30 protein-coding genes and 1 pseudogene are annotated in these 24,182 nt (G+C 35.5%); 17 read left to right on the top strand and 14 right to left on the bottom strand.

The window, feature by feature from the left end:
- Positions 1 to 206 precede the first annotated feature (206 nt).
- The gene (gene pckA, locus DT250_RS22310; RefSeq protein ID WP_087984876.1) at positions 207 to 1,793 is read left to right on the top strand and encodes a phosphoenolpyruvate carboxykinase (ATP); all 1,587 of its coding nucleotides are present in this window, start codon (positions 207 to 209) and stop codon (positions 1,791 to 1,793) included.
- A 273-nt stretch (positions 1,794 to 2,066) separates the two neighbouring features.
- A pseudogene (locus tag DT250_RS32020) lies at positions 2,067 to 2,264 on the top strand (hypothetical protein).
- 115 nt (positions 2,265 to 2,379) lie between these two features.
- On the opposite strand, the gene DT250_RS22305 reads toward DT250_RS32020, so the two are convergent.
- Positions 2,380 to 2,763 carry an ATP synthase subunit I gene (locus tag DT250_RS22305; protein ID WP_000624934.1) on the bottom strand — a complete coding sequence of 128 codons (384 nt, stop codon included), beginning with the start codon at positions 2,761 to 2,763 and terminating at the stop codon, positions 2,380 to 2,382.
- A 291-nt stretch (positions 2,764 to 3,054) separates the two neighbouring features.
- On the opposite strand from DT250_RS22305, the gene DT250_RS22300 reads away from it, so the two are divergent.
- On the top strand, positions 3,055 to 3,276 hold the full coding sequence (locus tag DT250_RS22300) for a hypothetical protein (protein ID WP_000639043.1): 222 nt from the start codon (positions 3,055 to 3,057) through the stop codon (positions 3,274 to 3,276).
- Between the two features lie 28 nt (positions 3,277 to 3,304).
- On the opposite strand, the gene DT250_RS22295 is transcribed toward DT250_RS22300, so the two are convergent.
- Complete coding sequence (locus DT250_RS22295; protein WP_088064632.1) at positions 3,305 to 4,210, bottom strand: DMT family transporter; 906 nt, start codon at positions 4,208 to 4,210, stop codon at positions 3,305 to 3,307.
- Between the two features lie 223 nt (positions 4,211 to 4,433).
- Complete coding sequence (locus tag DT250_RS22290) at positions 4,434 to 4,757, bottom strand: iron-sulfur cluster biosynthesis family protein (RefSeq protein WP_048540845.1); 324 nt, start codon at positions 4,755 to 4,757, stop codon at positions 4,434 to 4,436.
- Between the two features lie 123 nt (positions 4,758 to 4,880).
- Here DT250_RS22290 and DT250_RS31770 point away from each other — a divergent pair, with 123 nt between their 5' ends.
- A complete protein-coding gene (locus tag DT250_RS31770) occupies positions 4,881 to 5,045 on the top strand; it encodes a hypothetical protein (protein ID WP_087984879.1) in 165 nt (54 codons plus the stop codon).
- Positions 5,046 to 5,260: 215 nt separating this feature from the next.
- Positions 5,261 to 6,475 carry a collagen-like domain-containing protein gene (locus tag DT250_RS22285; protein WP_149213712.1) on the top strand — a complete coding sequence of 405 codons (1,215 nt, stop codon included), beginning with the start codon at positions 5,261 to 5,263 and terminating at the stop codon, positions 6,473 to 6,475.
- Positions 6,476 to 6,555: 80 nt separating this feature from the next.
- Here DT250_RS22285 and DT250_RS22280 read toward each other — a convergent pair whose 3' ends face one another.
- Together DT250_RS22280 and DT250_RS22275 are read right to left on the bottom strand one after the other, a co-directional pair.
- Positions 6,556 to 7,773 (bottom strand): ATP-binding protein, encoded by a 1,218-nt coding sequence (locus DT250_RS22280; RefSeq protein ID WP_097889164.1) that lies wholly within the window; start codon positions 7,771 to 7,773, stop codon positions 6,556 to 6,558.
- On the bottom strand, positions 7,770 to 9,026 hold the full coding sequence (locus DT250_RS22275; protein WP_088064634.1) for an ATP-binding protein: 1,257 nt from the start codon (positions 9,024 to 9,026) through the stop codon (positions 7,770 to 7,772). The genes DT250_RS22280 and DT250_RS22275 overlap by 4 nt, the downstream gene beginning before the upstream one ends.
- Before the next feature lie 182 nt (positions 9,027 to 9,208).
- Between DT250_RS22275 and DT250_RS22270 the strand changes: the two genes are divergently transcribed.
- Both DT250_RS22270 and DT250_RS22265 read left to right on the top strand, forming a co-directional pair.
- Positions 9,209 to 11,239, top strand: a complete 2,031-nt coding sequence (locus DT250_RS22270) for a catalase (RefSeq protein ID WP_149213711.1) — start codon at positions 9,209 to 9,211, stop codon at positions 11,237 to 11,239.
- Positions 11,240 to 11,255: 16 nt separating this feature from the next.
- Positions 11,256 to 12,065 carry an alpha/beta fold hydrolase gene (locus DT250_RS22265; protein WP_088064636.1) on the top strand — a complete coding sequence of 270 codons (810 nt, stop codon included), beginning with the start codon at positions 11,256 to 11,258 and terminating at the stop codon, positions 12,063 to 12,065.
- Positions 12,066 to 12,273: 208 nt separating this feature from the next.
- Here the strand turns inward: DT250_RS22265 and DT250_RS22260 are convergent, their stop codons facing one another.
- From DT250_RS22260 to DT250_RS22250, 3 genes are all read right to left on the bottom strand, one after another.
- On the bottom strand, positions 12,274 to 14,418 hold the full coding sequence (locus DT250_RS22260) for an LTA synthase family protein (RefSeq protein WP_149213736.1): 2,145 nt from the start codon (positions 14,416 to 14,418) through the stop codon (positions 12,274 to 12,276).
- Positions 14,419 to 14,690: 272 nt separating this feature from the next.
- On the bottom strand, positions 14,691 to 14,921 hold the full coding sequence (locus DT250_RS22255) for a hypothetical protein (protein WP_087984884.1): 231 nt from the start codon (positions 14,919 to 14,921) through the stop codon (positions 14,691 to 14,693).
- Between the two features lie 11 nt (positions 14,922 to 14,932).
- Positions 14,933 to 15,229 carry a DUF3986 family protein gene (locus DT250_RS22250; RefSeq protein WP_088064638.1) on the bottom strand — a complete coding sequence of 99 codons (297 nt, stop codon included), beginning with the start codon at positions 15,227 to 15,229 and terminating at the stop codon, positions 14,933 to 14,935.
- A gap of 120 nt (positions 15,230 to 15,349) precedes the next feature.
- On the opposite strand from DT250_RS22250, the gene DT250_RS22245 reads away from it, so the two are divergent.
- The 3 genes from DT250_RS22245 to DT250_RS22235 are packed head-to-tail and all read left to right on the top strand — an operon-like array spanning position 15,350 to position 17,932.
- A complete protein-coding gene (locus DT250_RS22245; RefSeq protein ID WP_142314808.1) occupies positions 15,350 to 16,357 on the top strand; it encodes an ABC transporter substrate-binding protein in 1,008 nt (335 codons plus the stop codon).
- An 11-nt stretch (positions 16,358 to 16,368) separates the two neighbouring features.
- The gene (locus tag DT250_RS22240) at positions 16,369 to 17,133 is read left to right on the top strand and encodes an ABC transporter ATP-binding protein (protein WP_088064639.1); all 765 of its coding nucleotides are present in this window, start codon (positions 16,369 to 16,371) and stop codon (positions 17,131 to 17,133) included.
- Positions 17,126 to 17,932: an ABC transporter permease gene (locus DT250_RS22235; RefSeq protein WP_088064640.1), complete on the top strand. Its 807-nt coding sequence runs from the start codon at positions 17,126 to 17,128 to the stop codon at positions 17,930 to 17,932. The genes DT250_RS22240 and DT250_RS22235 overlap by 8 nt, the downstream gene beginning before the upstream one ends.
- 33 nt (positions 17,933 to 17,965) lie before the next feature.
- Here the strand turns inward: DT250_RS22235 and DT250_RS22230 are convergent, their stop codons facing one another.
- A complete protein-coding gene (locus tag DT250_RS22230; RefSeq protein WP_000849118.1) occupies positions 17,966 to 18,193 on the bottom strand; it encodes a hypothetical protein in 228 nt (75 codons plus the stop codon).
- Between the two features lie 214 nt (positions 18,194 to 18,407).
- The gene (locus tag DT250_RS22225) at positions 18,408 to 19,520 is read right to left on the bottom strand and encodes a zinc metalloprotease (protein WP_149213710.1); all 1,113 of its coding nucleotides are present in this window, start codon (positions 19,518 to 19,520) and stop codon (positions 18,408 to 18,410) included.
- A 93-nt stretch (positions 19,521 to 19,613) separates the two neighbouring features.
- On the opposite strand from DT250_RS22225, the gene DT250_RS22220 reads away from it, so the two are divergent.
- A complete protein-coding gene (locus tag DT250_RS22220) occupies positions 19,614 to 20,285 on the top strand; it encodes an HAD family hydrolase (protein ID WP_149213709.1) in 672 nt (223 codons plus the stop codon).
- Between the two features lie 105 nt (positions 20,286 to 20,390).
- Here DT250_RS22220 and DT250_RS22215 read toward each other — a convergent pair whose 3' ends face one another.
- The 3 genes from DT250_RS22215 to DT250_RS22205 all read right to left on the bottom strand — a co-directional run bounded on the left by DT250_RS22215 (position 20,391) and on the right by DT250_RS22205 (position 21,921).
- A complete protein-coding gene (locus DT250_RS22215) occupies positions 20,391 to 20,927 on the bottom strand; it encodes a DUF3267 domain-containing protein (RefSeq protein WP_149213708.1) in 537 nt (178 codons plus the stop codon).
- Between the two features lie 112 nt (positions 20,928 to 21,039).
- Positions 21,040 to 21,519: an antimutator 8-oxo-(dGTP/GTP)ase gene (mutTA, locus tag DT250_RS22210; protein ID WP_000276386.1), complete on the bottom strand. Its 480-nt coding sequence runs from the start codon at positions 21,517 to 21,519 to the stop codon at positions 21,040 to 21,042.
- A gap of 84 nt (positions 21,520 to 21,603) precedes the next feature.
- Positions 21,604 to 21,921: a hypothetical protein gene (locus DT250_RS22205; protein ID WP_000448410.1), complete on the bottom strand. Its 318-nt coding sequence runs from the start codon at positions 21,919 to 21,921 to the stop codon at positions 21,604 to 21,606.
- 83 nt (positions 21,922 to 22,004) lie between these two features.
- On the opposite strand from DT250_RS22205, the gene ytzI reads away from it, so the two are divergent.
- The 6 genes from ytzI to DT250_RS22175 are packed head-to-tail and all read left to right on the top strand — an operon-like array spanning position 22,005 to position 23,386.
- Positions 22,005 to 22,154 carry a YtzI protein gene (gene ytzI / locus DT250_RS22200; RefSeq protein WP_073516831.1) on the top strand — a complete coding sequence of 50 codons (150 nt, stop codon included), beginning with the start codon at positions 22,005 to 22,007 and terminating at the stop codon, positions 22,152 to 22,154.
- Positions 22,147 to 22,344, top strand: a complete 198-nt coding sequence (locus DT250_RS22195; protein WP_149213735.1) for a DUF3953 domain-containing protein — start codon at positions 22,147 to 22,149, stop codon at positions 22,342 to 22,344. Before ytzI ends, DT250_RS22195 begins: the two co-directional genes overlap by 8 nt.
- Before the next feature lie 43 nt (positions 22,345 to 22,387).
- Positions 22,388 to 22,618 (top strand): YczI family protein, encoded by a 231-nt coding sequence (locus tag DT250_RS22190; protein ID WP_088064643.1) that lies wholly within the window; start codon positions 22,388 to 22,390, stop codon positions 22,616 to 22,618.
- A 28-nt stretch (positions 22,619 to 22,646) separates the two neighbouring features.
- A complete protein-coding gene (locus DT250_RS22185) occupies positions 22,647 to 22,880 on the top strand; it encodes a DUF3953 domain-containing protein (RefSeq protein WP_073516833.1) in 234 nt (77 codons plus the stop codon).
- Positions 22,881 to 22,904: 24 nt separating this feature from the next.
- Entirely contained in the window at positions 22,905 to 23,144 is a 240-nt protein-coding gene (locus DT250_RS22180) for a hypothetical protein (RefSeq protein ID WP_149213707.1), read from the top strand.
- 11 nt (positions 23,145 to 23,155) lie between these two features.
- Positions 23,156 to 23,386 carry a YczI family protein gene (locus DT250_RS22175; protein WP_000475806.1) on the top strand — a complete coding sequence of 77 codons (231 nt, stop codon included), beginning with the start codon at positions 23,156 to 23,158 and terminating at the stop codon, positions 23,384 to 23,386.
- A 226-nt stretch (positions 23,387 to 23,612) separates the two neighbouring features.
- Here DT250_RS22175 and luxS read toward each other — a convergent pair whose 3' ends face one another.
- Positions 23,613 to 24,086, bottom strand: a complete 474-nt coding sequence (luxS, locus tag DT250_RS22170; RefSeq protein WP_001141371.1) for an S-ribosylhomocysteine lyase LuxS — start codon at positions 24,084 to 24,086, stop codon at positions 23,613 to 23,615.
- Positions 24,087 to 24,182: the final 96 nt, after the last annotated feature.

The following is a 24,182-nucleotide window of genomic DNA, read 5'->3' as shown; positions in this document are numbered from 1 at the left end:
AAAGAAATGATATTCATTTGTCAATTAATATTCACATTTTCCTGAAAGTTTTTCTCAATACGCCTGGAATGAAATATTAATAAGGAAATAATACATTCACACAAACAAAAAGAAATAAATAGTATACATTATTTATATAATTGTGTTATACTCTTGTTGGGGATTACGAGAAATATTTCATTAAATGAAAAGGATGGTATATAAATATGAGTACTGTGAATGTCCAAATTGGTTTACACGAATTATTGAACGGAAGCAATGCACAGATTCAACTAAGTGTTCCGCAATTAGTGGAAAAAGTATTAATGCGAAATGAAGGGAAATTAACTTCTACTGGTGCCGTTTCTGCTTCAACAGGAAAATATACAGGACGTTCTCCTAAAGATAAATTTATTGTGAAAGAAGCATCGGTTGCTGACAAAATTGCTTGGGGAGCAGTGAATCAACCGATTTCTGAAGAACATTTTAATAAATTATACACTAAAGTTTTAGAATACTTAAAAGAAAAAGAAGAGTTATTCATCTTCAATGGATTTGCAGGCGCTGACCGCAATTACCGCCTACCAATTCAAGTTATTAACGAATATGCATGGCACAATTTATTTGTACATCAATTATTCATTCGTCCAACTGAAGAAGAATTAACAACTCATGAATCAGAGTTCACAATTGTTTCTGCACCGAATTTCAAAGCTGATCCAGCTGTTGACGGTACAAACTCTGAAGCATTCATTATGGTTTCATTCGAAAAACGTATCGTACTAATTGGTGGTACAGAATACGCTGGAGAAATGAAAAAATCAATCTTCTCTATTATGAACTTCTTACTACCTGAACAAGATATTCTTTCTATGCACTGCTCTGCAAACGTAGGTGAAGAAGGTGACGTAGCACTATTCTTCGGTTTATCTGGAACAGGTAAAACAACATTATCTGCTGATCCACACCGTAAATTAATCGGTGATGATGAGCATGGTTGGTCTGATAACGGTGTATTCAATATTGAAGGCGGTTGCTACGCAAAATGTGTAAACCTTTCTCACGAGAAAGAACCACAAATTTTCGATGCAATCAAATTTGGATCTGTTTTAGAAAACGTTATCATTAATAACCAAACGCGTATCGCAGACTATAACGATACTACTTTAACAGAAAATACTCGTGCTGCATACCCTATGCATGCGATTGACAATATCGTACTGCCAAGTGTTGCTGGACACCCAAATACAATCATTTTCTTAACTGCTGATGCATCTGGCGTATTGCCTCCAATCAGTAAGTTATCAAAAGAACAAGCTATGTATCATTTCTTAAGTGGTTACACTAGTAAACTAGCAGGAACAGAGCGCGGCGTTACATCTCCGCAAGCAACATTCTCAACCTGCTTCGGTTCACCATTCTTACCACTTGATGCATCTCGCTATGCTGAAATGCTTGGTGAAAAAATCGAGAAACACGATGCGAAAGTATTCTTAGTAAACACTGGCTGGACTGGTGGCGAATACGGCATTGGTAAACGTATGAACTTAGGTTACACTCGTGCAATGATTCAAGCAGCATTAAGCGGCGAACTTGCGAAAACTGAAACAGCTAAACATGACATCTTCGGTCTTGAAGTTCCACTTCACGTACCAGGTGTACCTGACGAAGTGTTAATGCCTGAACAAACTTGGGCTGATAAAGCTGCTTACAAAGCGAAAGCAATCGAGCTTGCGAGCGAATTCAAAGAGAACTTCAAAAAGTTCGACAGCGTTTCTGAAGATATTATTAACTTAGGCGGTCCAATCGCTTAAGTACAAACTTTCTGTTGGAATACCCCTTTTACTCATATGAATAAGTGTCGTGTAACCGTAAAGTTCCGCGTACTCACCGACAAAACCCAATGCGGCTTAACGGTTATACACACTTACATAAAAAAGAAGCTTACGTTAAAAACGTAAGCTTCTTTCTATATCTTATCTCTTCATCTATGACTTAGTTCGTAAAATCACAGAAAATTCATTTTATATTCATTCATTATTATTTTTTTATGATAAAATTTACATATGAAGGAAAGGATGAGGCCTATGAAAAATTTTTCTCGTACAGGAAAAATTTTATTCAGTTACGGAGCGATCCAAATGTTTTGAGGACTTGTGATGCTTAACGTTAATTTATTTGAGCATACAAGTGAAACGATAAAATATATTATTCTAATTACCGGAATAATTTGTTGTATTATATCCACCTTTTTTAAAGAACATAAGAGTCATACTAATACGTGATTTCATGTTAGCTTATAGGAAGCAGCAACCTGTATTTTATGCAAAATTATGCTTCCTATTGTAACTACCCCTCGCCGGATCCTCTATTCCACCTAAAAAGAGGCTTTTTATCTTTTTAGCTCTTTGTTAATTCTTCCTCATCTTTCATACTATAGTAGCCTAAATTCACAACGATTAAGAAATAACCCCCCAGAATCCCTACTGCAAATGCCCACATAACCATGTGGTGCTCAATTTCGTACATAATAACAGCGCCCAAAATGGCAGCTGCAAAACGATTAAACATACCGAGCGTCGGTGCTTTCGTTTTCTTTACGATACTATCTCCAAGCTTCTCAATTCGTCTCCCTAAAAGCCAAACACAATACATACTTACGATAAGTCCAATTCCAGCACCTAGAAAATGAGCTGAAAACGGTGTTAACATCCATCCTAGCAAAAGAAAACCTAGTAAATAATACGATTGAATTTTAAATGATCTTAATGACATACTAATCATGCTGTTCTCCTCTTCAGTAATTTTTATCTATCCAACAAAAGCTGTATAACTCATTTCTTTCGAGTTCATACTACTTAAAATTCATTTCACTCAAATTAAAAACAACATAAACAGTATGTTTATGTTGTTTGAATGTTTTCAGGAAATAATATTATACAAGATTTCAAACATCATATTCTCATAATTTGTGACGTTTTTCCAAACATTTTTCGTCCATTTATGAAAAAAGTGATATCAATCTATGAACATACGGATATGATGTAATAAGTACACAAATAAAGGGGGCGTCTAATGATTTATTTTTTAATGGCTCTCATTCACCTCATTATCCCTGCACTTATTGGACTTTCATTGTATTGGTACACGAAAAATCATAGTATTTTCTACGCTGTCCTCGGTGTTCTTCTTCCAGGTATTATTCTTATCACACTCTTCCGTATTCCATTTTTAAACTTAATTCCACTTATTACTGCTATCTTATTTCTCGTCTTCTTACCAAAAATAAAAAAATAGGAAAGCAGATCATAGATGATCTGTTTTCCTATTTTGATATAGGTTCCCCCGCAGTAGAATGAATTTTTACTTTCTCCGATTTCACAAACCATAGACCGAAGAAAATAATAATTCCACCGATTATTTGTTGAAATGATACATATTCATTTGCCCATATAGCTGCAAATAAAACAGCTACAAGTGGCGTTATATACATATATACCATCGTATGTGACGCGCCAATTTTTTGAATACCAACATACCACATCACTAAACCAAATACTGTTACAAAGAAAATGGAATATAGTAAAGCGAATAGTGTCATTCCATGTGTAATGTGAAATGGCATTATAAATACATGTGGTCCACTTAACAATAAAAGCGGAATCGCGCCAACTAATGCTGACCATGCGGTAACACGTAGTGCTGAATATTTTTTAATTAATGGACCTGCTAAAACAGGATAAAGCCCCCAGCATATTGATGTAATAAGTCCAATTCCGTTACCATAAAAAGAACTAGCAAGCGAATGCCCTGCTAATAAAACTAATGCAGCACCACCAAAGGCAATTATAGAACCGATGAGTTTTCGAGAAGAAAACTTTTCTTGTTTCAAAAAAATAGCAAATACAGTTGTAAAAATAGGTGAAATAGAAATGAGTAAAGAGGCATTTGTAGCGGACGTATATTTGACAGTTTCCATAAATAACGTTTGATACAGTACAATACCTACAACACTAACGATGATTAATCTAGGTATATCCTTTCGTTCCATATAAACCGACTTTTCAATAAAAAATGTAAGGAGTAACATAAGCGGTGCCGCTGATATCATCCGAAGTGCAGTAAACTCAATTGCTGTAAATTCTAAAAGTCCATATTTAGCAATCGTAAAATTAATCCCCCAAATAATAACGACTGCTAAAATTAATAACTCAATCCCCCATCTTCTCATGCATATCCCCTCCGCAAATAAGATTATACAGAAAATTCAATCACATGTACATTTCATTATGTGAAAAAATCTTTGTATTGTATGGAGAGGTTTGCTTTGTTTGGTACATAAACTTATATCGACGATTTTTCGAATATATCGACTTATCAACAAAAAACGAAAATAATAGTACCTTATATAATAAAAAGATGGTCCAAAAATATTTTGGACCATCTTTTCTTTCTTACACTCGAACGTGTAACTTCATATTTGGATTATAAAATTGGCTTGGGCTCTTCAGCTGAAAAGTTCCTCCAACTTCATGCCAATCAACTGTTAACTTATCATCCATAAATACAAGCTTTGTACGATCTGCGATAAAATTCATTGCGCTAGATTCGATATCCACATCGCGCTCATCTTTTTCTGCTACAGCTACTAAATCGATAATTCCGCTCATTACACAACCGCAACCTTCATTATCGTAAAATAACTTTATATATTTCGCTTCATTTGGAATCGTATCCATAATCTTTTTATATGCTGCTTCTGTTACAGTAACGTACATATGTTAATCTTCATCCTCTCTTCTCATATCCTTCATACATTGTACCACCATTTTCTCTTAAATTTATATACAGAAAATTAAGACTAATATACAATATATGTAATAAAGGAGGTTGTATCACTCATGTTCAAATTACTGCGATACCCCATCTTCTTAGGCCTACTCGGTAGCTTTTTTATTTCTAGCGGAATGCTATTACAACATATACTTCCTTATTCTCCTTCTATTGGTTGGATTTTAGGCTTTATTTGTTTCCTAACCGCTTCTTATTTTGCTATGAAAAAATAAGAATCACTTTAAGATTTATTTGCAGCTTAATTTTGACTTGGGTGTTACTTTCGGCCCACAAGAGAAACGTTGGCTCTATAACGATTCAACTCTCCTCTCTATTTTAAAATCTATACACAATACGATTGAACACACAAAAATATAGAATTCATAATATGTATATAGTGGTTCTATTTTTAAAACTAGTTTTTCAAAATATAGAAAGGAGAACATACATGTACCCACGTAATTGTTTTAGTTGCGACGGCAGACGCAATAGTAGTTCTAACGGAAACACCGGGCCCACTGGTAGCACCGGACCTACTGGAAACACTGGCTCTGCCGGCATCACTGGACCTTCCGGGAACACCGGACCCACTGGTAGTACTGGACCTACTGGCTCTGCCGGGCCTTCCGGAGCTGGTTTCCAAAGTACTACCGCCTTTAGTCTAGCAGCCGCCCCCACCTATAAAAAAGGACAAGTTGTCACTTATACGAGCAGCGGCTATGTTGTAAAAAAAGATGCACCTCAAGGATTTCCGAATGTATCTCCAGATTATATCGTATTAGTAGAAAGTGGGCCTACTGGAAACACTGGCAGTACTGGACCTTCTGGCGGTACCGGACCTTCCGGCATCAATGGACCTACGGGGAATACTGGATCTACTGGCAGTACTGGGCCTACGGGGAATACTGGATCTACTGGCAGTACTGGGCCTACGGGGAATACTGGACCTTCTGGCAGTACTGGGCCTACGGGGAATACTGGATCTACTGGCAGTACTGGGCCTACGGGGAATACTGGACCTTCTGGTAGTACCGGACCTACTGGCATTACCGGGCCTACTGGATTTACCGGGCCTACTGGCATTACCGGGCCTACTGGATTTACTGGTTCTACTGGTAGTACCGGACCTACTGGATTTACTGGATTTACTGGCATTACCGGACCTACTGGAACTGCAGGTAGTGCCTCAGCAAAAAGTATTATTTTTCAAGGAACAAATGCTGGTTTTCAACGTATAGCGGGTTCTCCTGGCATTGACTCCAATGTTATTCCATATGTCACTGCTGGAGACGGTAGTGTAGTTGGCTTTGCTGCATCTATAAATGTAAATAACTTACCTGCTGCTGTTTATACGATTGATATTTGCAGGAATGTCCCAACAAACCTCACTGCCCCTACTTCCAGTTACATTTTAACTACTATTACCTTAACTACCACGGACAAAATTACCGGAACTATAGTATTTTCCATTAAACCGACGGATACTGGATCAGGACAAATTCAAGTATTTAATCCTACTCCAGCCGTAGGTCCGGCTACTGTAACTTGGACTAGCATTACAACTGGAAACCCTGTTTCAAGAGGGGATGCTATATCTCTTTATATTAACCCTGGAATTACTGCCAGTGCTGTATATTCTATTTTTCTAATCACTAATATTTAGTTCCTTCTTAACAGTAATTTATTTAACAAAAAAAGGAGATCACTCTCAAATAAGTAATCTCCCTTTTAAAAATTTTTTCATTACATTGGCAATACAATCTTCACAGTCGTTCCAACCCCAACTTCACTTTCAAAACTCATTTTACCGTTGTGGTCTTTAATAATTTTTTCTGTAACTACTAAACCTAAACCTGTTCCCGTTTCTTTCGTTGTGTAAAAAGCTTCATTTAACTTCGGAATTTTGTCTTTTGGAATACCGCAACCTTCATCCTTAACTTGAACAATGATTGCATCTTCTACAGTCACTTTAATCGTAATCGTTCCGCCAACTGACATTGCTTCAATCGCATTTTTAATTAAATTAAAAAATACTTGCTTTAATCGTTTTTCATCGCATGTAATCGATGGTATGTCTTTACTATAAATACCTTGTATGTGCACTCCTTGCTTTAAAGCAGGCTTTCCCATAACTCGAATAACATAAGCGATAATTTCTTCTATATTATGAACTTCTGATTCTAGTGATTTAGATTTCTCAAATCCACTAAGTTCTGTAGCGATTGTATGAATTCGCTCTACTTCTTGTTTCATAATATCACTATATATTTTATCCTCAGGATATTTATTTGCTTGCTTATTAACAAATTTATCTAAATTAGCTAGAGGTCTTCTAATTTTGTAACCAATAACTGTAGCCATTTTCCCAACAGTTGCTAGCTTTTCTGTTTGTTGTATTTCTTTATCCATCATCTCAAGCGTACGAACGTAAGATTGAAACCTTAAAAACATAATCCAACATATGATAGTAAATACGCTATATAATGCCATCGGGATTAAAACGAGTGACGAGTGAATAATGATTCCTATAAGAGCGTATTTCCCAACAAGTATACCAGTAACTAACCAAAAATACCTTTTGTTCACAAAGAGTGGGGCAAATAAAATAAAAAATCCTTCTACTATATTCCCACCATCAAACTCAGCATCACTACCGTAGTAAATCATAAAATTATGGATAAAATCTAATAGGTTATATCCAATTAGAATAATATATTTCACTGCAAATGGATTCTTCCATTTCATGAAGTATACTCCAATACAAAACAAAATCACCATTAGAAAATAAAGCCATAAACCTAAACCATCTTCAAATTGTCCTACTCCTTCTTGCTCTCCTCCTATTAAAGGTACAATAAATTCGTAGGCAAGATCGTATACAAAAAATATAATGAAAAATAAACTTAAAAATATTTTCAGTGCCTTCATTTCTTCATTTTTAAATATATTGTCTTTATTCATATCGTAACTCCTAGCTTTTCTCCCTCTTGGATTTCATTATTTCCACGTTGCTTCGGGAGCATAATATCTATTCTAGTTCCAATATCTCTTTCACTTGAAATATGTAATTCACCAAGATGCTGCTCAGTAACAAGCCGATTCGCTACAGTAAGTCCTAGGCCAATTTTATCTTGTTTCGTTGTATAAAAGGCCTCTTTAACACGAGCTAAATTTTCTTTCTTAATACCGTAACCATTATCAATTACACTTAGCATTACATAATCTTGTCCTTTGTTTTCTAACCGTAACTCTAATGTGCCACCTTGCTCCATTGCCTCCAGAGCATTTTTTATGACATATAGAAAGACTCCTCTTATTTTCCGCTCATCACATTCAACTTCTATCGTCTTTTCTTCCACATTAGAAATAAACTGGACGCTAGATTCATTCATTTTTTCGCGAACAATTTTTACTGCTTGTAATGCAATTTCACCTATATTATGTTTCTTATAAACAGAAGGTTTACATGTAGCAACTTCCATTAACTCACTTATCATATTATTCATATTTTCTATTTCAAAAATCATCTGTTCGTAAATAGGGTCCTCCTCATGCTTCTCTCGTTGTAATTGCGTAAACCCTTTTAATGAAGCAAGTGGATTTTTAATTTCATGTCCCACTGTCGCTGCCATTTTTCCGATTACTGCTAATTTTTGTGATTCACTAGCAATCTTAATACTTTCCTTTACCGCTGAAAGGTATTGTATAAATCGATTTAAAATGATGTATGCCGCTATTAATACGAGTGTATACATAATGAGGAACATAAATCCTTTTACTTCCTTTAATACGAATAAATAAATAACATATTTCCCTACAATTGTCGAAAGTACAAACACAAAATATTTTTTATTTAAAAATATAGGTACAAAGAAGATGAAAATAATTTCTATTATATTTACTCCATCAAATGCCGCCTCATTATAAAGCATATACGAAAGTATATTAACGATTTCTATTCCTATGTATGCAAATACACATGCATATTTAACAAGGTTCGCTTTCTCTTTTTTTATTAAATATACATTCACACCGAGTATTGCAGTTCCGCAAATAACTTGCCATAGTATGCTATGCCCCATATCCGTTAATGATTTATTTTCTAATACGATTGCATAGAAAATTTGGTATGAAACAACAATGACATATAGCACCCATAAAAAAATTTTTGCATTCCTTTCTTCTTCTTTATATGATAGAAAACTTCCTTTCACTTCAACACCCCTTCAAAATAATATCTCGAAGAATACCATTTATTATAATAAATGATTTTCATAGACAAACAAAGATAAATCGAACATTTGAGGAAAATCATCCCAATAAAGCAAAGTATCTTCAGGCTATATAAGCATAAAAGCTATAAACAATAATACGTATATTATGGGAGGTGTTTTATGTGGACGGCAAAAAAAATAAAAAAACAGAACAACTGGAACCCTTCACGCGTGAGAATGAAGGAAAGAAAATGACGACAAATACAGGTGTTACCATTTCAAATGATGAAAATACTTTAACCGCTGGTGATCGTGGTCCTACCCTTCTAGAAGATTTCCTAATGCGAGAAAAGCTTGCTCATTTTGACCGTGAACGAATTCCTGAAAGAGTCGTTCACGCACGTGGATACGGTGCACATGGTATATTCGAGCTATATGAATCTTTAGAAGAGCTAACAATGGCCCACTTTTTACAAGACCCTTCAAAAAAAACACCCCTTTTCGTTCGCTTCTCTGAAGTAGCTGGATCAAAAGGAGCGAATGAAACAAATCGAGATGTACGAGGGTTCGCCGTTAAATTTTATACAGAAGAAGGAAATTTTGATTTAGTAGGAAACAATATTCCTATTTTTTTCATTCAAGATGGCATTAAATTCCCTGATCTTATTCACGCCCTTAAACCTGAACCGCATAATGAGATTCCACAGGGACAAACAGCACATGATACATTTTGGGACTTCATCGCCAATAACCAAGAATCGGCTGCGATGATGATGTGGATTATGTCTGATCGTGCCATTCCAAGAAGTTTTCGAATGATGCAAGGGTTTGGCGTTCATACATTTCGCTTAGTGAATAAAAATGGAAAGTCACGATTCGTAAAATTTCACTGGAAGCCGAAGCTCGGCATTCACTCATTAATTTGGGATGAAGCGCAAAAATTAGGTGGTGCTGATCCAGATTACCATCGCCGTGATTTATGGGAAAATATTAATGCTGGAAACTATCCTGAGTACGAACTTGGCATTCAAATTTTAGAAGAAGAGGATGAATTTAAATACGATTTCGATATATTAGATGCGACGAAAATTTGGCCTGAAGAAGATTTCCCCGTTAAAATCATCGGGAAAATGACATTAAATCGCAACGTCGAGAATGTATTCGCTGAAACGGAACAAGTCGCGCTTCATCCGGGAAGTATCGTCCGTGGTATTGATTTTACAAATGATCCGCTCTTACAAGGTAGGCTCTTTTCTTATACAGACACTCAATTGGCACGCGTCGGTACAAATTATCAAGAATTACCGATTAACCGTCCGATATGCCCATTTCACAACAATCAAAGAGATGGTGCATCTAAATATATAATCGACAAAGGAAAAATTGCTTACCATAATAATTCCTTAGCAAATAACACTCCTTACACTGTCCCCGGTACAAAGGGTGGGTTCGTTACATATCCTTCTACTGTATCAGGGCATAAAACGAGAGAAACAACCGCTAGTTTCAAAGATCATTTCTCTCAAGCACGTTTATTTTGGAATAGTATGAGTAACGTCGAAAAGGTTCATATTATGCAAGCCTTCTCCTTTGAATTAGGAAAAGTAAAAAGTAAATCGGTCCGCCAACAAGTCGTAACTATGATTGGGCATATTAGTACTGAATTAGCTACGTTAGTCGCTGAAGCGATCGGAGCAAAAGTCCCAAATATTCAAGAATCGGGCGTTACGAAATCATCGCCAGCACTCAGTATGGCAAATACGACATTTAGTCCTAATACATTACGAGTAGGTGTCATTGTTGCAAATGGATATGACGGACAAAACGCGCAATATATACTAAATCAATTCAAACAAGTTGGGTTGCAGCCAGTAATTGTTTCCGAGCGATTAGGTATTGTGCAAGGAACGCAAAATGTACGTTGGGACGTGAATGACACTTTCTTAACGGGATCTTCACTTCTTTATGACGGGCTACTTCTTATTGGAGGAAACCTTGATGAACTGTTTCTTAATAAAGCGAGTTCATTTGTCGTAGAATCATATAATCACTTTAAGCCAATTGGTGCCTTTCAAAATGGATCTACCGTTATTCAATCTTTAAATATTGAAGGAAAGCCTGGCGTCCTAATAGAACAAAACCCTACGCAACTTGCAAATAAATTTATTAAAGCCATGACGAAACAACGCTTTTGGGATAGAGCATATGAATAGGTTAGGGGGATAATTTATGTTTGTTACCGTCGAGAAAGATGTGCATATTTTTGTGCAAGACGTTAATCCTGGACCCGGTAGTAAAACCGTGTTTTTCGTTCATGGCTGGCCTTTAAATCATCAAATGTACCAATATCAACTCAATGTGTTACCACAGCATGGTTTCCGCTGCATCGCTATGGATATACGCGGAAACGGGCAATCTGATAAACCATGGACTGGTTACACATACGATCGTTTAGCAGACGATATCGCCATTGTTCTCGAAGCACTTCAAGTAGAAAATGCTACATTAGTCGGTTTTTCAGTAGGTGGTGCTCTTTCTATTCGGTACATGTCCCGCTATAATGGCCATCGTATTTCTAAACTTGTATTAGTCGATGCTGTTTCCCCCTCTTTCGTTAAAAATCAAGAATCGCCCTATGGTGTCCCAAAAGAACAAGCAGATACCCTCATTAATCAAATGTATGCCAATATGCCAAAATTTTTAAATGATGTATCTTTATCATTTTTTAATAGAAACTTAGGATCTGCTACGTTAGAATGGTTTTCTTATCTCGGTATGCAGTCTGCTTCCTACGCTCTCATCAAAATATTGCAAGCAGCCGCAAATGAAGATGTAACGAAAGATTTAAGTGAAATTAACGTCCCAACAAAAATATTCCACGGTGTTCACGATCAACTTATCCCTTACAAAAGCGCTGAACTCACGCAAAAGCGGATTAAAAATTCTCAGTTACATCCTCTTACAAATAGCGGTCACGGCTCTCCAATTGATCAAGCGGATGAATTAAATGCAGAACTTATAAAGTTTTTGCATTCATAAAAATCTATACCAAATCGCTTCAATTGGAACGCATTTTTTGAAAAGATTAAAATTCACATATTTCTCACAAATCAATCAATAAAACGATTACATTTTCATTTATACTAAATGTACAGGTAATACTCCCTAAACCCAGCTTGTCTGGTTACCCCGTTAAATACTATAAAAAAAAGAACTTGTATCGTTATACAAGTTCTTTTTGTTTGTTCTATTTAAAAAGTATATCTTTACTATACTGCTTTCCAGCAAGTAAATCATATTGGATCATTTTATATTGCTCTAACATTTCTTTTTGTTTCTTTGTTAAATCTGTTATCTCTTCCCCATCTTTATTAACCTTTAACTCATCTCTAAGAACCGGTATTTCTTTATGCATTTCCGATAAAAATTGATAAAACGGTGATTGATTTAGTCCTGCATAATCAAAAACAAGATTAGAAAAATAAATTGGACTTACTAAACCTAAATTGTCATTTGGCAAATCAAAATTTGCATACATTAACAATGGTGTTTCTGACATAATTAATCTTTCTCTTACCGTCTCTTCATTTTCTATATATCCTGCTTCTTTATAAATAGATTTATTAGTTCCTAACATAGGTAAATGATCTCCAAAGAAGACTAATAAAGTAGGTCTGTCTAAATCGTTAAGCTGCTCGATTAAATATTGCAGAGCTTCATCAGACAGTCTTACACCTTCTGTATATGCTTCTAATTCCGCTTTCGATTCCTCTTCTGTTAATCCACTAATTTCTATTTTATTTTCTCCAAACATATTTGGCGTATACGGAAAATGATTTTGCATCGTCACCGCATGAATAAATGTAGGTTCTTTTCTCTTATTTAATTCATCTATGATTTCTTTACTCATAGATAAATCACCAATATTGTCTCCCACTACTTCTTTATTTTTCATCGTATCTTCTGCATTAAAATTATCGAATCCCAATGTTTTATATACATCTTCACGTTTATAAAACGATCGATTAAACGCATGAATTGCACTTGCATAATACCCTTGTTTTTTCAACTCACTTGCAATCGATGGAATCTCTTTTTGGCTTGGAACAGCTTGTTGATATGGTATAGAACCTGGCATTAAAAGACTCATCGAATAACTCGTTAAGGCTTCAAATTCTGTATTCGCAGTATTCCCTCCAAATGTAGGAGCTATCGTTTGTCCTCCTGGAAAATTCTCTGTATAATGATGTAAATTCGGCACTGGATCTTCGCTAAATGAAAGATTCGCTAATTTTGTCGGATCCCAGAATGCCTCACTCATAATAAATATAATATTCGGCTTCTCTGCCTTTTTTTGCGCTTTTACTTTACCGCCATATTGCTTCTCTATATCCTTTGCAATTTGCTGCATATTTTCTTTTGAATATTTTTCTGGCTCTTGGATAACTGTCGTATCTAAGTTACTTAAAAATCCTATAACAAAACCATTCCCCTTATAATTTATAACTTGATTCCACGCACGGATGTCTACCCCAGCTTTTGTAAATATATTATTCATAAAGGTATTAGGGGCGTTACTATATGCATACAACATAAACGCAGAGCCACATATTAAAATAATCCTCATAATAATATGCGATTTTATAACTGGAATGTACTTTCTTATATACATAACTACAAATATAAGTAAAACAATACTAACTACCATCAGGAACACATTCCAAAAACTGAAATAATCCATGACCATCGGTATAACCGTATCCATATGACCAATCTGTGTGAAATCAGACGGATAGAATGGCTCTCCTCTAAAGATGAGCTTAAAATGGTTCACCATTACAAAAATAAGTAAAACTAAGCTAGTTATCGTTGTACTTAAGAAAACCCTTCCAAGCAAATTATACGCAAAAACATATACCATATAAATAAATAACAGGCTTAATATATACTGTCCATATTGTAAATATACCCATGTATTTACTAATAGAAGGCTCATATCCTCCTGCACTAAGATATACATCCAACTCATTGTATGAGCAATTAAAAATAATACGATGTGAACTCGGATAGCCGGCCTAAGCTTGTGACTAATACCTTTATTTAAATGAATGGTGTATAGTAGTACACCCCACAAAATAATAATGAGTATACTCAGCTGTATTTTCCCATTAAAAAATTCTTTAGTCCTCTCGAATTCGAAAGATCTTAACATAACAAAAAACAGCGTTTCTAAACAAATCGCCCACATTCCACTAAGAATGATAGAAATTAATAGGTTCTTCCTCGACTCCTGAGGAGAAAAACTAAGATAAAATTCATCTCTTCTTCGTTGTTGTGTTAAAAAATCAAAACGCAATTTATTCCCTCTTTCCTTTACCCCTTCGTCTCGCATCCACAAACATATTGTCCTATACAAAATACCATATTTGTATGCAGCTAGTCTCCCTATGTGCTTGTAATATACACATGTATCCTTAATTTCCCCTTAAAAATACAGTGAAACTTTAATAAGTCCGAACCATTCAGGATTGAACGGGATAAACCTTCTTCGCTCTATATTCTAACAGCATAAATGAACTACGCTTCACAAAATTGTTACCATAAGAAAAGAACCTATCAACACTGACAGGTTCTGCTTCATTCTAACAGACATGAGCATATGTATTATATAAGAGAATACATCCATACTTTCCATATAATACATACAAGTAAGATAACTACAAAATCAAAAAGATCTAATCTCGGGCCCTTTTTCATATTCATCTCTAGCCACATATGAATCCATTTTCTTTTTGTATATTTTTGAATGTTTTTCTTTGCAAATCTGTAAATGAGTACTTGCATAATAAAAAAACCGACTACGAAAATGAACAAGAAAATGAGAAAATCGACCACAAAATTCCTCCCTATTTTTGCAGCGATTTTTCTACTATATGATTTTTCAAGACCCACTCTTCAAATTGAGCACTTCCAAATTCCCAACTAAGATCACGAGCATGTACAGAAAAAACGTAATGACCAGCATATTCGTCCATAAATCTACCTGTCTCGATCTCATCTTTCTGAAGACCATATGTTCCAAAATTAAAATACACATCCCACACGTCTTCATTCTTCCGCTTATAAGCAATCGATTCCATATCACATTCTGTTCCGAAATAGTCAAGATGTAAATGTACGCTATCATCATATTCGTACTCCATTTTATCACCCCTTATATTTGTACTTCTTTATCACCCAAAAAATTCCTGCTATCTACACTCACATATGGGCACTTACCTACATATCATGCTTGTAGAGTGACTTCTAGGAGGTGTCATATAGTGAAAAAATTTATAGCTGTTTTTTGCATCATGTTACTATCTATTTTCACATTTGCTGCTTGCAGTAGTAAAAAGGAAGGTACGAAAGAACAAACGCAAAACATTCGCATCGGCGAAGTTACCCATTCTCTCTTCTACGCCCCTTTATATGTCGGGATTGAAAAAGGATTTTTTAAAGATGAAGGATTAAATATTGACCTCCAAACAACAGCTGGCGGAGATAAAACGATGACCGCCCTATTATCTGGCGGAATTGATATTGCTCTCGTCGGTTCTGAAACGTCTATTTATGTTCATCAACAAGGTGCAAAAGACCCTATCATTAACTTCGCACAACTTACACAAACAGACGGAACATTTTTAGTTTCGCGTAAAAAATTAGACTCTTTTAATTGGAATGACGTAAAAGGTGTTACGTTTTTAGGACAGCGTAAAGGCGGCATGCCGCAAATGGTTGGAGAATACGTTTTAAAGAAAAATGGCATTGATCCTCGCAAAGATACAAACTTAATTCAAAACATCGAATTTGCTAACATTGCAAGTGCCTTTGCATCTGGTACTGGGGAATTTGTACAGCTCTTTGAACCGACTGCAAGTATATTCGAAAAAGAAGGAAAAGGGTTTATCGTCGCTTCGTTCGGAAATGAATCTGGAACTGTTCCGTATACAACGTTCATGGCAAAAGAAAGCTTCTTAAAGAAAGATAAAGATGCTGCTGAAAAATTCACACGTGCTCTCTATAAAGCGCAGCAATGGGTTGATACACATAGTCCAGAAGAGATTGCTGACACCGTTTCTCCGTTATTTAAAGACACTTCAAAAGACATTACAGTAAAAGTAATCGAACGGTATAAAAAACAACACTCTTATGCAACAAATCCGCTATTAGATGCTGAAGAATGGAAACAGCTCCAAACGATAATGAAAGAAGCTGGCGAATTACAAAAAGAAGTTCCACATGAAGCGCTCGTCAATACAAAAATTGCCGAAAGCGTTATTAAGAAATAGAGGCGAAGTGTATGAGTTTTTTACAAATACGTAACGTTTCTCACTGCTTTTTCGCGAAAGAGAATGCCAAACTAATTCTCGAAGATATGAGCTTACAAGTGGAAGAAGGCGAATTTATTTCTATACTCGGTCCAAGTGGTTGCGGCAAAACGACACTCCTCTCCATTATTGCCGGGCTACTTGATCCAATTGAAGGTATCGTCTTTTTAGATGGTGAGCCTATTACAACGAAAACTTCATCTATGGGATATATGCTGCAGCAAGATTACTTGTTCCCTTGGAAAACAATTGAAGAAAATATTATGCTCGGACTTCACACCCGAAAAATTTACAATGAACAGACGAAAGAACATACTTTACAGCTTTTAAAACAAGTCGGTCTACATGATGTAGAAGAGCAATACCCTCGTGAACTGTCCGGCGGTATGCGTCAACGTGCCGCTCTCGTTCGAACGTTAGCGACCGATCCTAAAATTTTATTGCTAGATGAACCATTCTCAGCACTCGATTATCAAACGAAATTGAAACTAGAAGATCTCGTTTTCAACTTACTACGCAAATATAAGAAAACGTCACTACTCGTAACACATGATATTGAAGAAGCAATTGCGATGAGTGATCGTATTTATTTACTACAAGCGAATCCCGGGAAAATTGCAAAAACATTTATCGTCCCAGAAAGCATCCGTTCCTTATCACCGTTAGAATCACGCCACCACCATGACTTCCCATCCCTCTTCCAAGATATATGGAAGGAGCTGGAGCGACTTGGATAATATAAAGCAACTACATGAACAGTTTCAGAAAAAAGAACGTAAGCGTGCATGGTTAGCACGCTCACTGCAGCTTTTACTGCTCATTCTTTTCTTTTCACTATGGGAAATAGCTAGCAAAAAAGAGTGGATTGATCCTTTACTCTTTAGCTCTCCTTCAAGCATTTGGGATCTCTTCCTTAGTAAATGGATTGACGGTTCGCTTTGGGTTCACATATGGACGACATTACTTGAAACAGGAGTAGGCTTCATTCTTGGAACAGTGCTCGGCGCTATTATCGCTACTTTTCTTTGGTGGATGCCACTTCTCGCTCGCGTGCTCGACCCCTATCTCGTCGTCCTAAACGCCATGCCAAAAGTGGCACTTGGACCTATTATCATTGTAATCTTCGGTCCAAATATTTCTTCGTCGATTGCAATGGGGGTAATCATTTCCATCATCATTACCATTCTCGTTATTTACAGCGCATTTCAAGAAGTCGATTCTAACTATATAAAAGTGATGGACACGTTTGGCGCAAATAAATGGCAATGTTATAAGCAAGTCGTTCTCCCTGCATCCTTCCCAGCAATTATTTCAACGTTAAAAGTGAACGTTGGTTTATCATGGGTCGGTGTTATATTCGGCGAACTTCTCGTCTCTAAACAAGGTCTTGGCTACTTAATTAGCTACGGATTCCAAGTATTTAATTTCACGCTCGTCTTACTGAGCGTACTACTCACCTGCGTCCTCGCAACACTTATGTATGTGTTTGTTGAGGCATTTGAAAAACTTCTAATTGGAAAACGAAAAAGAAGCTGACTTAGGGCGATAAACTATAGTCAGCTTCTTTCTTTACCTTTTATCACACATCTTTGTTTCATTTGTAACGTTTCCATCCGCAACTGTAACTGTATGGAAACAATCTTTCACACGTACTGTAACGACATTTTCTTTTCGATCTATTACATGATAATCATCATACTTTTTATTTAATGCACTACGAATTTGCTCTCCTTCAAAAATCGGAAAACCGTGAGACATTACCCAAATGAGACCAGCAACCGCAAGAATCGTTTTCATACGTTTCATTACCTCCTTGAGAGTAAACTTATAGTCCCTACAATATGCGCATTATAATTGTGTCTAATTTGTGACATTTTTATACTAATTCTCTTTTAAAGCTTCAGTTCCTTCTTCTTCTTAAAAAAAGACAGAATTTTCAATTTTATAAACATAAAAAAACGCAAAGAACTAAAATTCTTTACGTTTTATTGGCTAAAATATATACCTCTCATTATTGTCCGCTTTGTTGTTCTATCGTTTTTGAGATATCATCTAATCCCGACAACACTTCTGCTCTCATTTTTACAAGCTCAGGGAACTGATAGAAGAACGCAATTTTTTTATACTTTAACTCCGATCCTTCTTTCACCTTTTTTGAATCTTGCAAAATAAATGCTGTAAACGTATCTGCAATATCTTCCGCTACGTTTGTCGTTCCATACTGTGAGACAAACTCCTCATGCTTTTCTTTAAAAAATTCAATTTGAGTTTCTTCACTTTCTTCTACTTTCTTTTCTATCCACTCCTGCTCAATGTCCTTCCAGAAAGAGTTATAAAATTGATTAATATAAGATTTTCCCCTCGCACATCCCTCTTGTAAGAAAAGAGTTTCACAGTTATTTCGGTACGTTGAAATATCTTTATCTTCTTCAAAATCCTTTACATAGTTTTCATCTACTGGTATTTGCTTATGCCCGAGCGTCAACACGTGAGCCGTCTCATGAATTAATGTTTTCATCACTTCATCGATATTTACCGCGGAATCAAGTGTATCTAAGCTTAGGGTCCAATCTTTCGGATTCTCCATACTAGGCATAACGTGAGCAACAACACCGTCATAACCGTCCGTTATTAAATCAAATTCGGTTATATTCCCGCGATATTTAGCTGGAATGAGCGTGCGGTACATATCCCATAAGTCTTCATGATAACCTCTATCTTGACGCTGTTGTAGCACCTCTTCTTTCGCTTCTTTATCTTCAGCGAATACTTTATTTAAACGTTTCCGTTCTATTTTTTCAAAATAAGGATCTACAATTTCATCACCATCAATATAATAAGAGGCTAAAAAGAAATAATTTTCGTCATCCTCTTTTTTCTGCTCTGCCTCTTTCATATTCGCACTTTCATACTCTTCTATATCATAATCTTCTACTGCTTCAAGCTCAGATAATCCATCTATTTTTTCATATACTTTTTGAAGTTTCCTATCTCCTATTTCCACGCATTCTTCTTCTGTTTTACAAACTTCTTTTTCCTTCACACTCTTCATAGAAATATCACACCCTGCTACTAAACCAATTGCGACGACAACCGCTACTAACTTACCATACAGTCTCTTCATATAAACCTCCGTCGTTCCATTCTACAAAAATATCATAAGCAATTTCTAACGAATGTGCGATACTTAATTATACAAACTATAAGGAGGTTTCTCATGATTCAAGCAGTCTTATTCGACTTAGATGGAACACTATTAGATCGGCGCCAATCTCTAGAACAGTTTATTCATGATCAATATAATCGCTTTGCCTCTCACTTAATGAACATAGAAAAATCAGAGTATTGTTCTCGATTTCTTGAGCTCGATAATAATGGCTTTACGTGGAAAGATAAAGTATATGCTACTCTCCTTTGCGAATATAACATTACCACTTTAACACCAGAGCAACTGCTGCACGACTATATTACAAACTTTCAACACCATTGTATTCCTTTCAAAAACATGCATGAATTACTTCATCGTTTAACAGAACAAAATATTAAAATCGGCATTATTACAAATGGCTTTACTGAGTATCAAATAAACAATCTTCGCGCACTAAACATACATACGTATACAAAGACAATTCTCGTTTCAGAAGCGGAAGGAATTAAAAAACCACATCCTGAGATTTTCGAACGGGCTTTAAAAAAGCTAGATGTTAAGGCCACAGAATGTCTTTACGTTGGAGATCATCCAGAAAACGACGTGCTTGGTTCTGAACGAGTAGGAATTCTTGGTGTGTGGAAGAGAGATTCATTTTGGGATGATTTTGAGCATCCACGTATAGTGAACGATTTGTTGGAGGTGCTTTCGTTTTTAGAGGTGGAAATGAAAACAAAATAATAGTAAATAAATTACATCGGCGATTTTTTACAATATATCGACTTACCGACAAAAGCTGACAAACAAAAAAGAGGCCGTTTTTCAAAAACGCCTCCCCTTCCTTTATTATTCATATACTGTAAACTGCGGTTTACTCGGATGATCTTTAACTTGCGCACCATCTGGAAACTTTGAAACTTTTTGATATAGGGCAATGTCACCGATACAACCTGCTGTTAGTAAAATCCCTAAAAATGAGATGGATTGCACATTCGTAGTTAACCCAATTACAATTGGCAAAATTCCAGTTGGTAAAAACGGCAGCATTAACACTTTCTTCATTTGTTTTACTGTAATCGCCTGTTTAGAATGAGCATATGCAACACCTGATTTCCAATTAACACCCCATTTCAGTTCACTCCACGGAACACCACCGATATAGCGAAACCCTATTAAATGTATCGCTTCATGAATACAAACAAGAACAATCATTGCGATAATAAAAAGAAACAAGGTTGGTAACGTAATTTCAATTTGAAACCCACCTGAAAGAAGTGAATGTAAAAAACTAACTCCAATCGCCAGAGCAAATGCTATACAACATGAATAGAAATTTAATTTCCCCATCGAAACAGTAACAGTCGTTTCTTTTCTTTTATCCATCTTCCCCCTCCTAAAATGTAAATATACCTTTACAAAAATGTATAATATACCCAAAATAATGTAAAGATATATTTACATTTATTCTTACACACAAAAAAAGAAACCGGCCACTTTACTTCGTAAAACAGCCGATTTCTTCTATATGTTTCATCGTGCGCGCCAGTACATCGTCACGCATTATAAAGCTAAATTTTCTATCCGTTTTAATGTTATCAGGAATGTCTGTTAATAAAACAGATCCTTTCGTTTCTTCGTAATGCGTATGTTCTTCTACCGCACTAATTGTTGCAAAATAAATGTTTTTAATGATTATTTTGTCTTTTCCAGATACTTTATATTGTCCTAAGTAAGTTAAATCAGAAACTATGCCGCCAGTTTCTTCATGAACCTCTCGAACTGCCGCTTCTTCCGGTGTTTCCCCTAATTCTACTTTACCACCTGGAAATTCAAGACCGCGACGTAAATGATGCGTTAATAACCATTGATCCCCGTACCGGCATACAACCCAAACATGCTTTGGCTCAGGAGAAAATGGATAACGTTCAAACGATAATTGTACAGTATTGTGGTAATAATCTTTAAATTTGTACATGCCATTACTCCCCTATTGATGGTTACAAGTTTTTCCTACCACAAATTGTAGCATATTCTCGCTTTTCTGCATAATATTATCCAATTACAATCCATTGATTATTCCCATTTGCGCGACTAATTCTTTCGTCTCATGATTACCTAAATCGTAAATCATTTTATATGCTTTTTGTAGTTGTTCATCATATCGGTCATTATTCGAATCGTGATGATACTCAACAAATGGAACGTGAGAACGTACAAATGAACCTAAATCCTCTACATATGCTTGATCAAAGTACTCTCTTAACTCCGTAATTTCCTCATCACTTGCGGAAATCTCAAAATTATACGTATCCGCCGTCTTCACTTGTGAAATTTGACCGTTTCCTATTGATATATAATATGTTTTTTTCGTCTCCATGTAACACCCTTCTTTCATCCTTTTAATTTCTATTGTTTTCATCAATTACAAAATTATGTAAAATAAAGTAAAGGAGGGATTCCATGTTCAAAATATTAATTATCGGTATTATAATCGTCCTAGTCATACTAGTACTCTCCGTCATGACGATTAATAAAGGCTACGCTTATAAACATTCTGTTGATAAGCCAGAAGATAACCCTTATACAAAAAACAACAAGAAGAATTCATAATACGCTTCATATACTACTTATTTTAGCCCACATCATATTCAGTATTAGTTTATTGACAGGTCAACATAACTTTCTACCACTTTCACAATCTCTATTAGGAGTTTTACTGTTTCTTATTACCATTGAACAAATAAGGAAAAAGGATTCAGGAACTAGATTTATTTGTATTGTTGCAGGTGCTTTCATTTAGATTGTTCTCATCAGTACCTACATAAACTAGAAGGAGGGCTTTTATGTTAAAAGGCGTTCGAATTACTTTTGCACTTATCGCCTTATCTATAGCAATCTATGGATTTATTAGCGGTAACAGAGACATTATGCCTTACATGTTCATTTTCTTAGGGGCTATGGCTTTCACTATAGGTTTAGAGGAAATAAAAAAACAGAAACAATCTAGCAGCATACTTGCTTTTATGGCTGGAGCTGGTGCTTTACTGCTTGGCTTCTCAGAAATATTCCGGTAAATAATCTATTTAAAAGTTGGAGATTTGTATGCTAAAAACATTACGAATTGTATCGGCTCTTATCGTCATCGCTCTCGCTTTATCCGGAATGTTTACAAACGCACTTGTTACAATGCCTTATATGCTCATCGCCTTATCTGTTATGACCTTCATCATGAGCGCAGAAGAAAAACAGAAACAAAAGAAAGTACATAGTACACTCTCCTTCTTTTCTGGCGTATTCACTTTAATCGTTGCTATTATAATTTTTGTCTCTCAATAACTATCTTTCTACTAGGAGGTTATAATGCATATAAGAAAATTACAGCTAACCATCGTTTTTATTACTTTAATCTTATGTTTATACAGCACATTTACAATGAACTTTCAAACCTTTTCATCTATCATTTTGTTCCTCTTTAGTTTATATGGCATTTTAGTAGGAATTGAGACGATTCAAAAACAACAAAAACAAATTGGAGCTATTAGCATCGGTTTAAGTCTTTTTACGATTGTTTTTGTTATTCCATTTATAATGTTCTTTTAAAGGAGAATTATATGTTTAAAAACATTCGAATTATAATAGCTACTATCGCTCTTATTCTCGCCCTATTTAGCTTCTTCGCAAACCTCTCTATGCTTTTACCATACGTTTTTATCCTTTTGAGTATTATGTTTATCCTTTTTGGAATCGATGAAATAAAAGAGCGGCAAAAAGCAAAAGCATTTGTTTATTTTCTCGGTTCTGCCTTTATTTTATATGTTGGGGTATCTAGTATACTTTCATAAAAAAGAGGCCGCCCAACACATATGTTAGACGGCCTCTTCTTTATATTTGATTCATACTATTGGCAGTTTTTGTCGGTAAGTCGATATCCAGTTTCGAAACATCGATATATTAAAAAAATCGTTAATATATTTCAAGTTGTGTTCGATATATTCGAAAAATCGTCGATATAATTTCATTTATCATCGTGTTACAAAAAACTGCCCTTTCACAGGCAGTTTTTTCTTTTTATCCAAATACTTTCTCAAGTTCATCTTTATCTTGGCTTAACCAGAAGTTCATTAAGCGTTGTGCTCCTTCTAAGTCGTGAAGCTTCGCTTGGCCACACTGTGTTTCATTTGCAGCTGGAATTTCTGTAATTTGAACCGCATCTTTTAATGTTAATTCTAATAAATCAATGATTTCTCGAACCGTTGGTGTTCCGCTTACTACAAGATAATATCCTGTTTGGCAGCCCATTGGTGAAATATCGATAATATCAAAATGCGGATAACGATCAATATATTTACGTAAATTAAATGCTAATAAATGTTCTAACGTATGAATAACATCTGGTTTCATTGCTTGTTTATTCGGTTGGCAAAAACGAATATCGAATTTATTTACAATACCGTCACTACCTACGTTGTGAACTCCGCAATGTCTTACATAAGGCGCCTTTACAATCGTATGATCTAATTCAAAGCTTTCTACTGATGGCATACAACATCTCTCCCGCTTTTAATTTAATTCCGTTATATCCAATATGATATAACGGAAATCAACATTAGTAAAGTATTATGTACAGTCGTGCTATAA

This window comes from Bacillus sp. AR2-1 (genome assembly GCF_008368755.1).
Taxonomy (GTDB): domain Bacteria; phylum Bacillota; class Bacilli; order Bacillales; family Bacillaceae_G; genus Bacillus_A; species Bacillus_A wiedmannii.
This window is presented reverse-complemented; position numbering and strand designations above follow the sequence as displayed.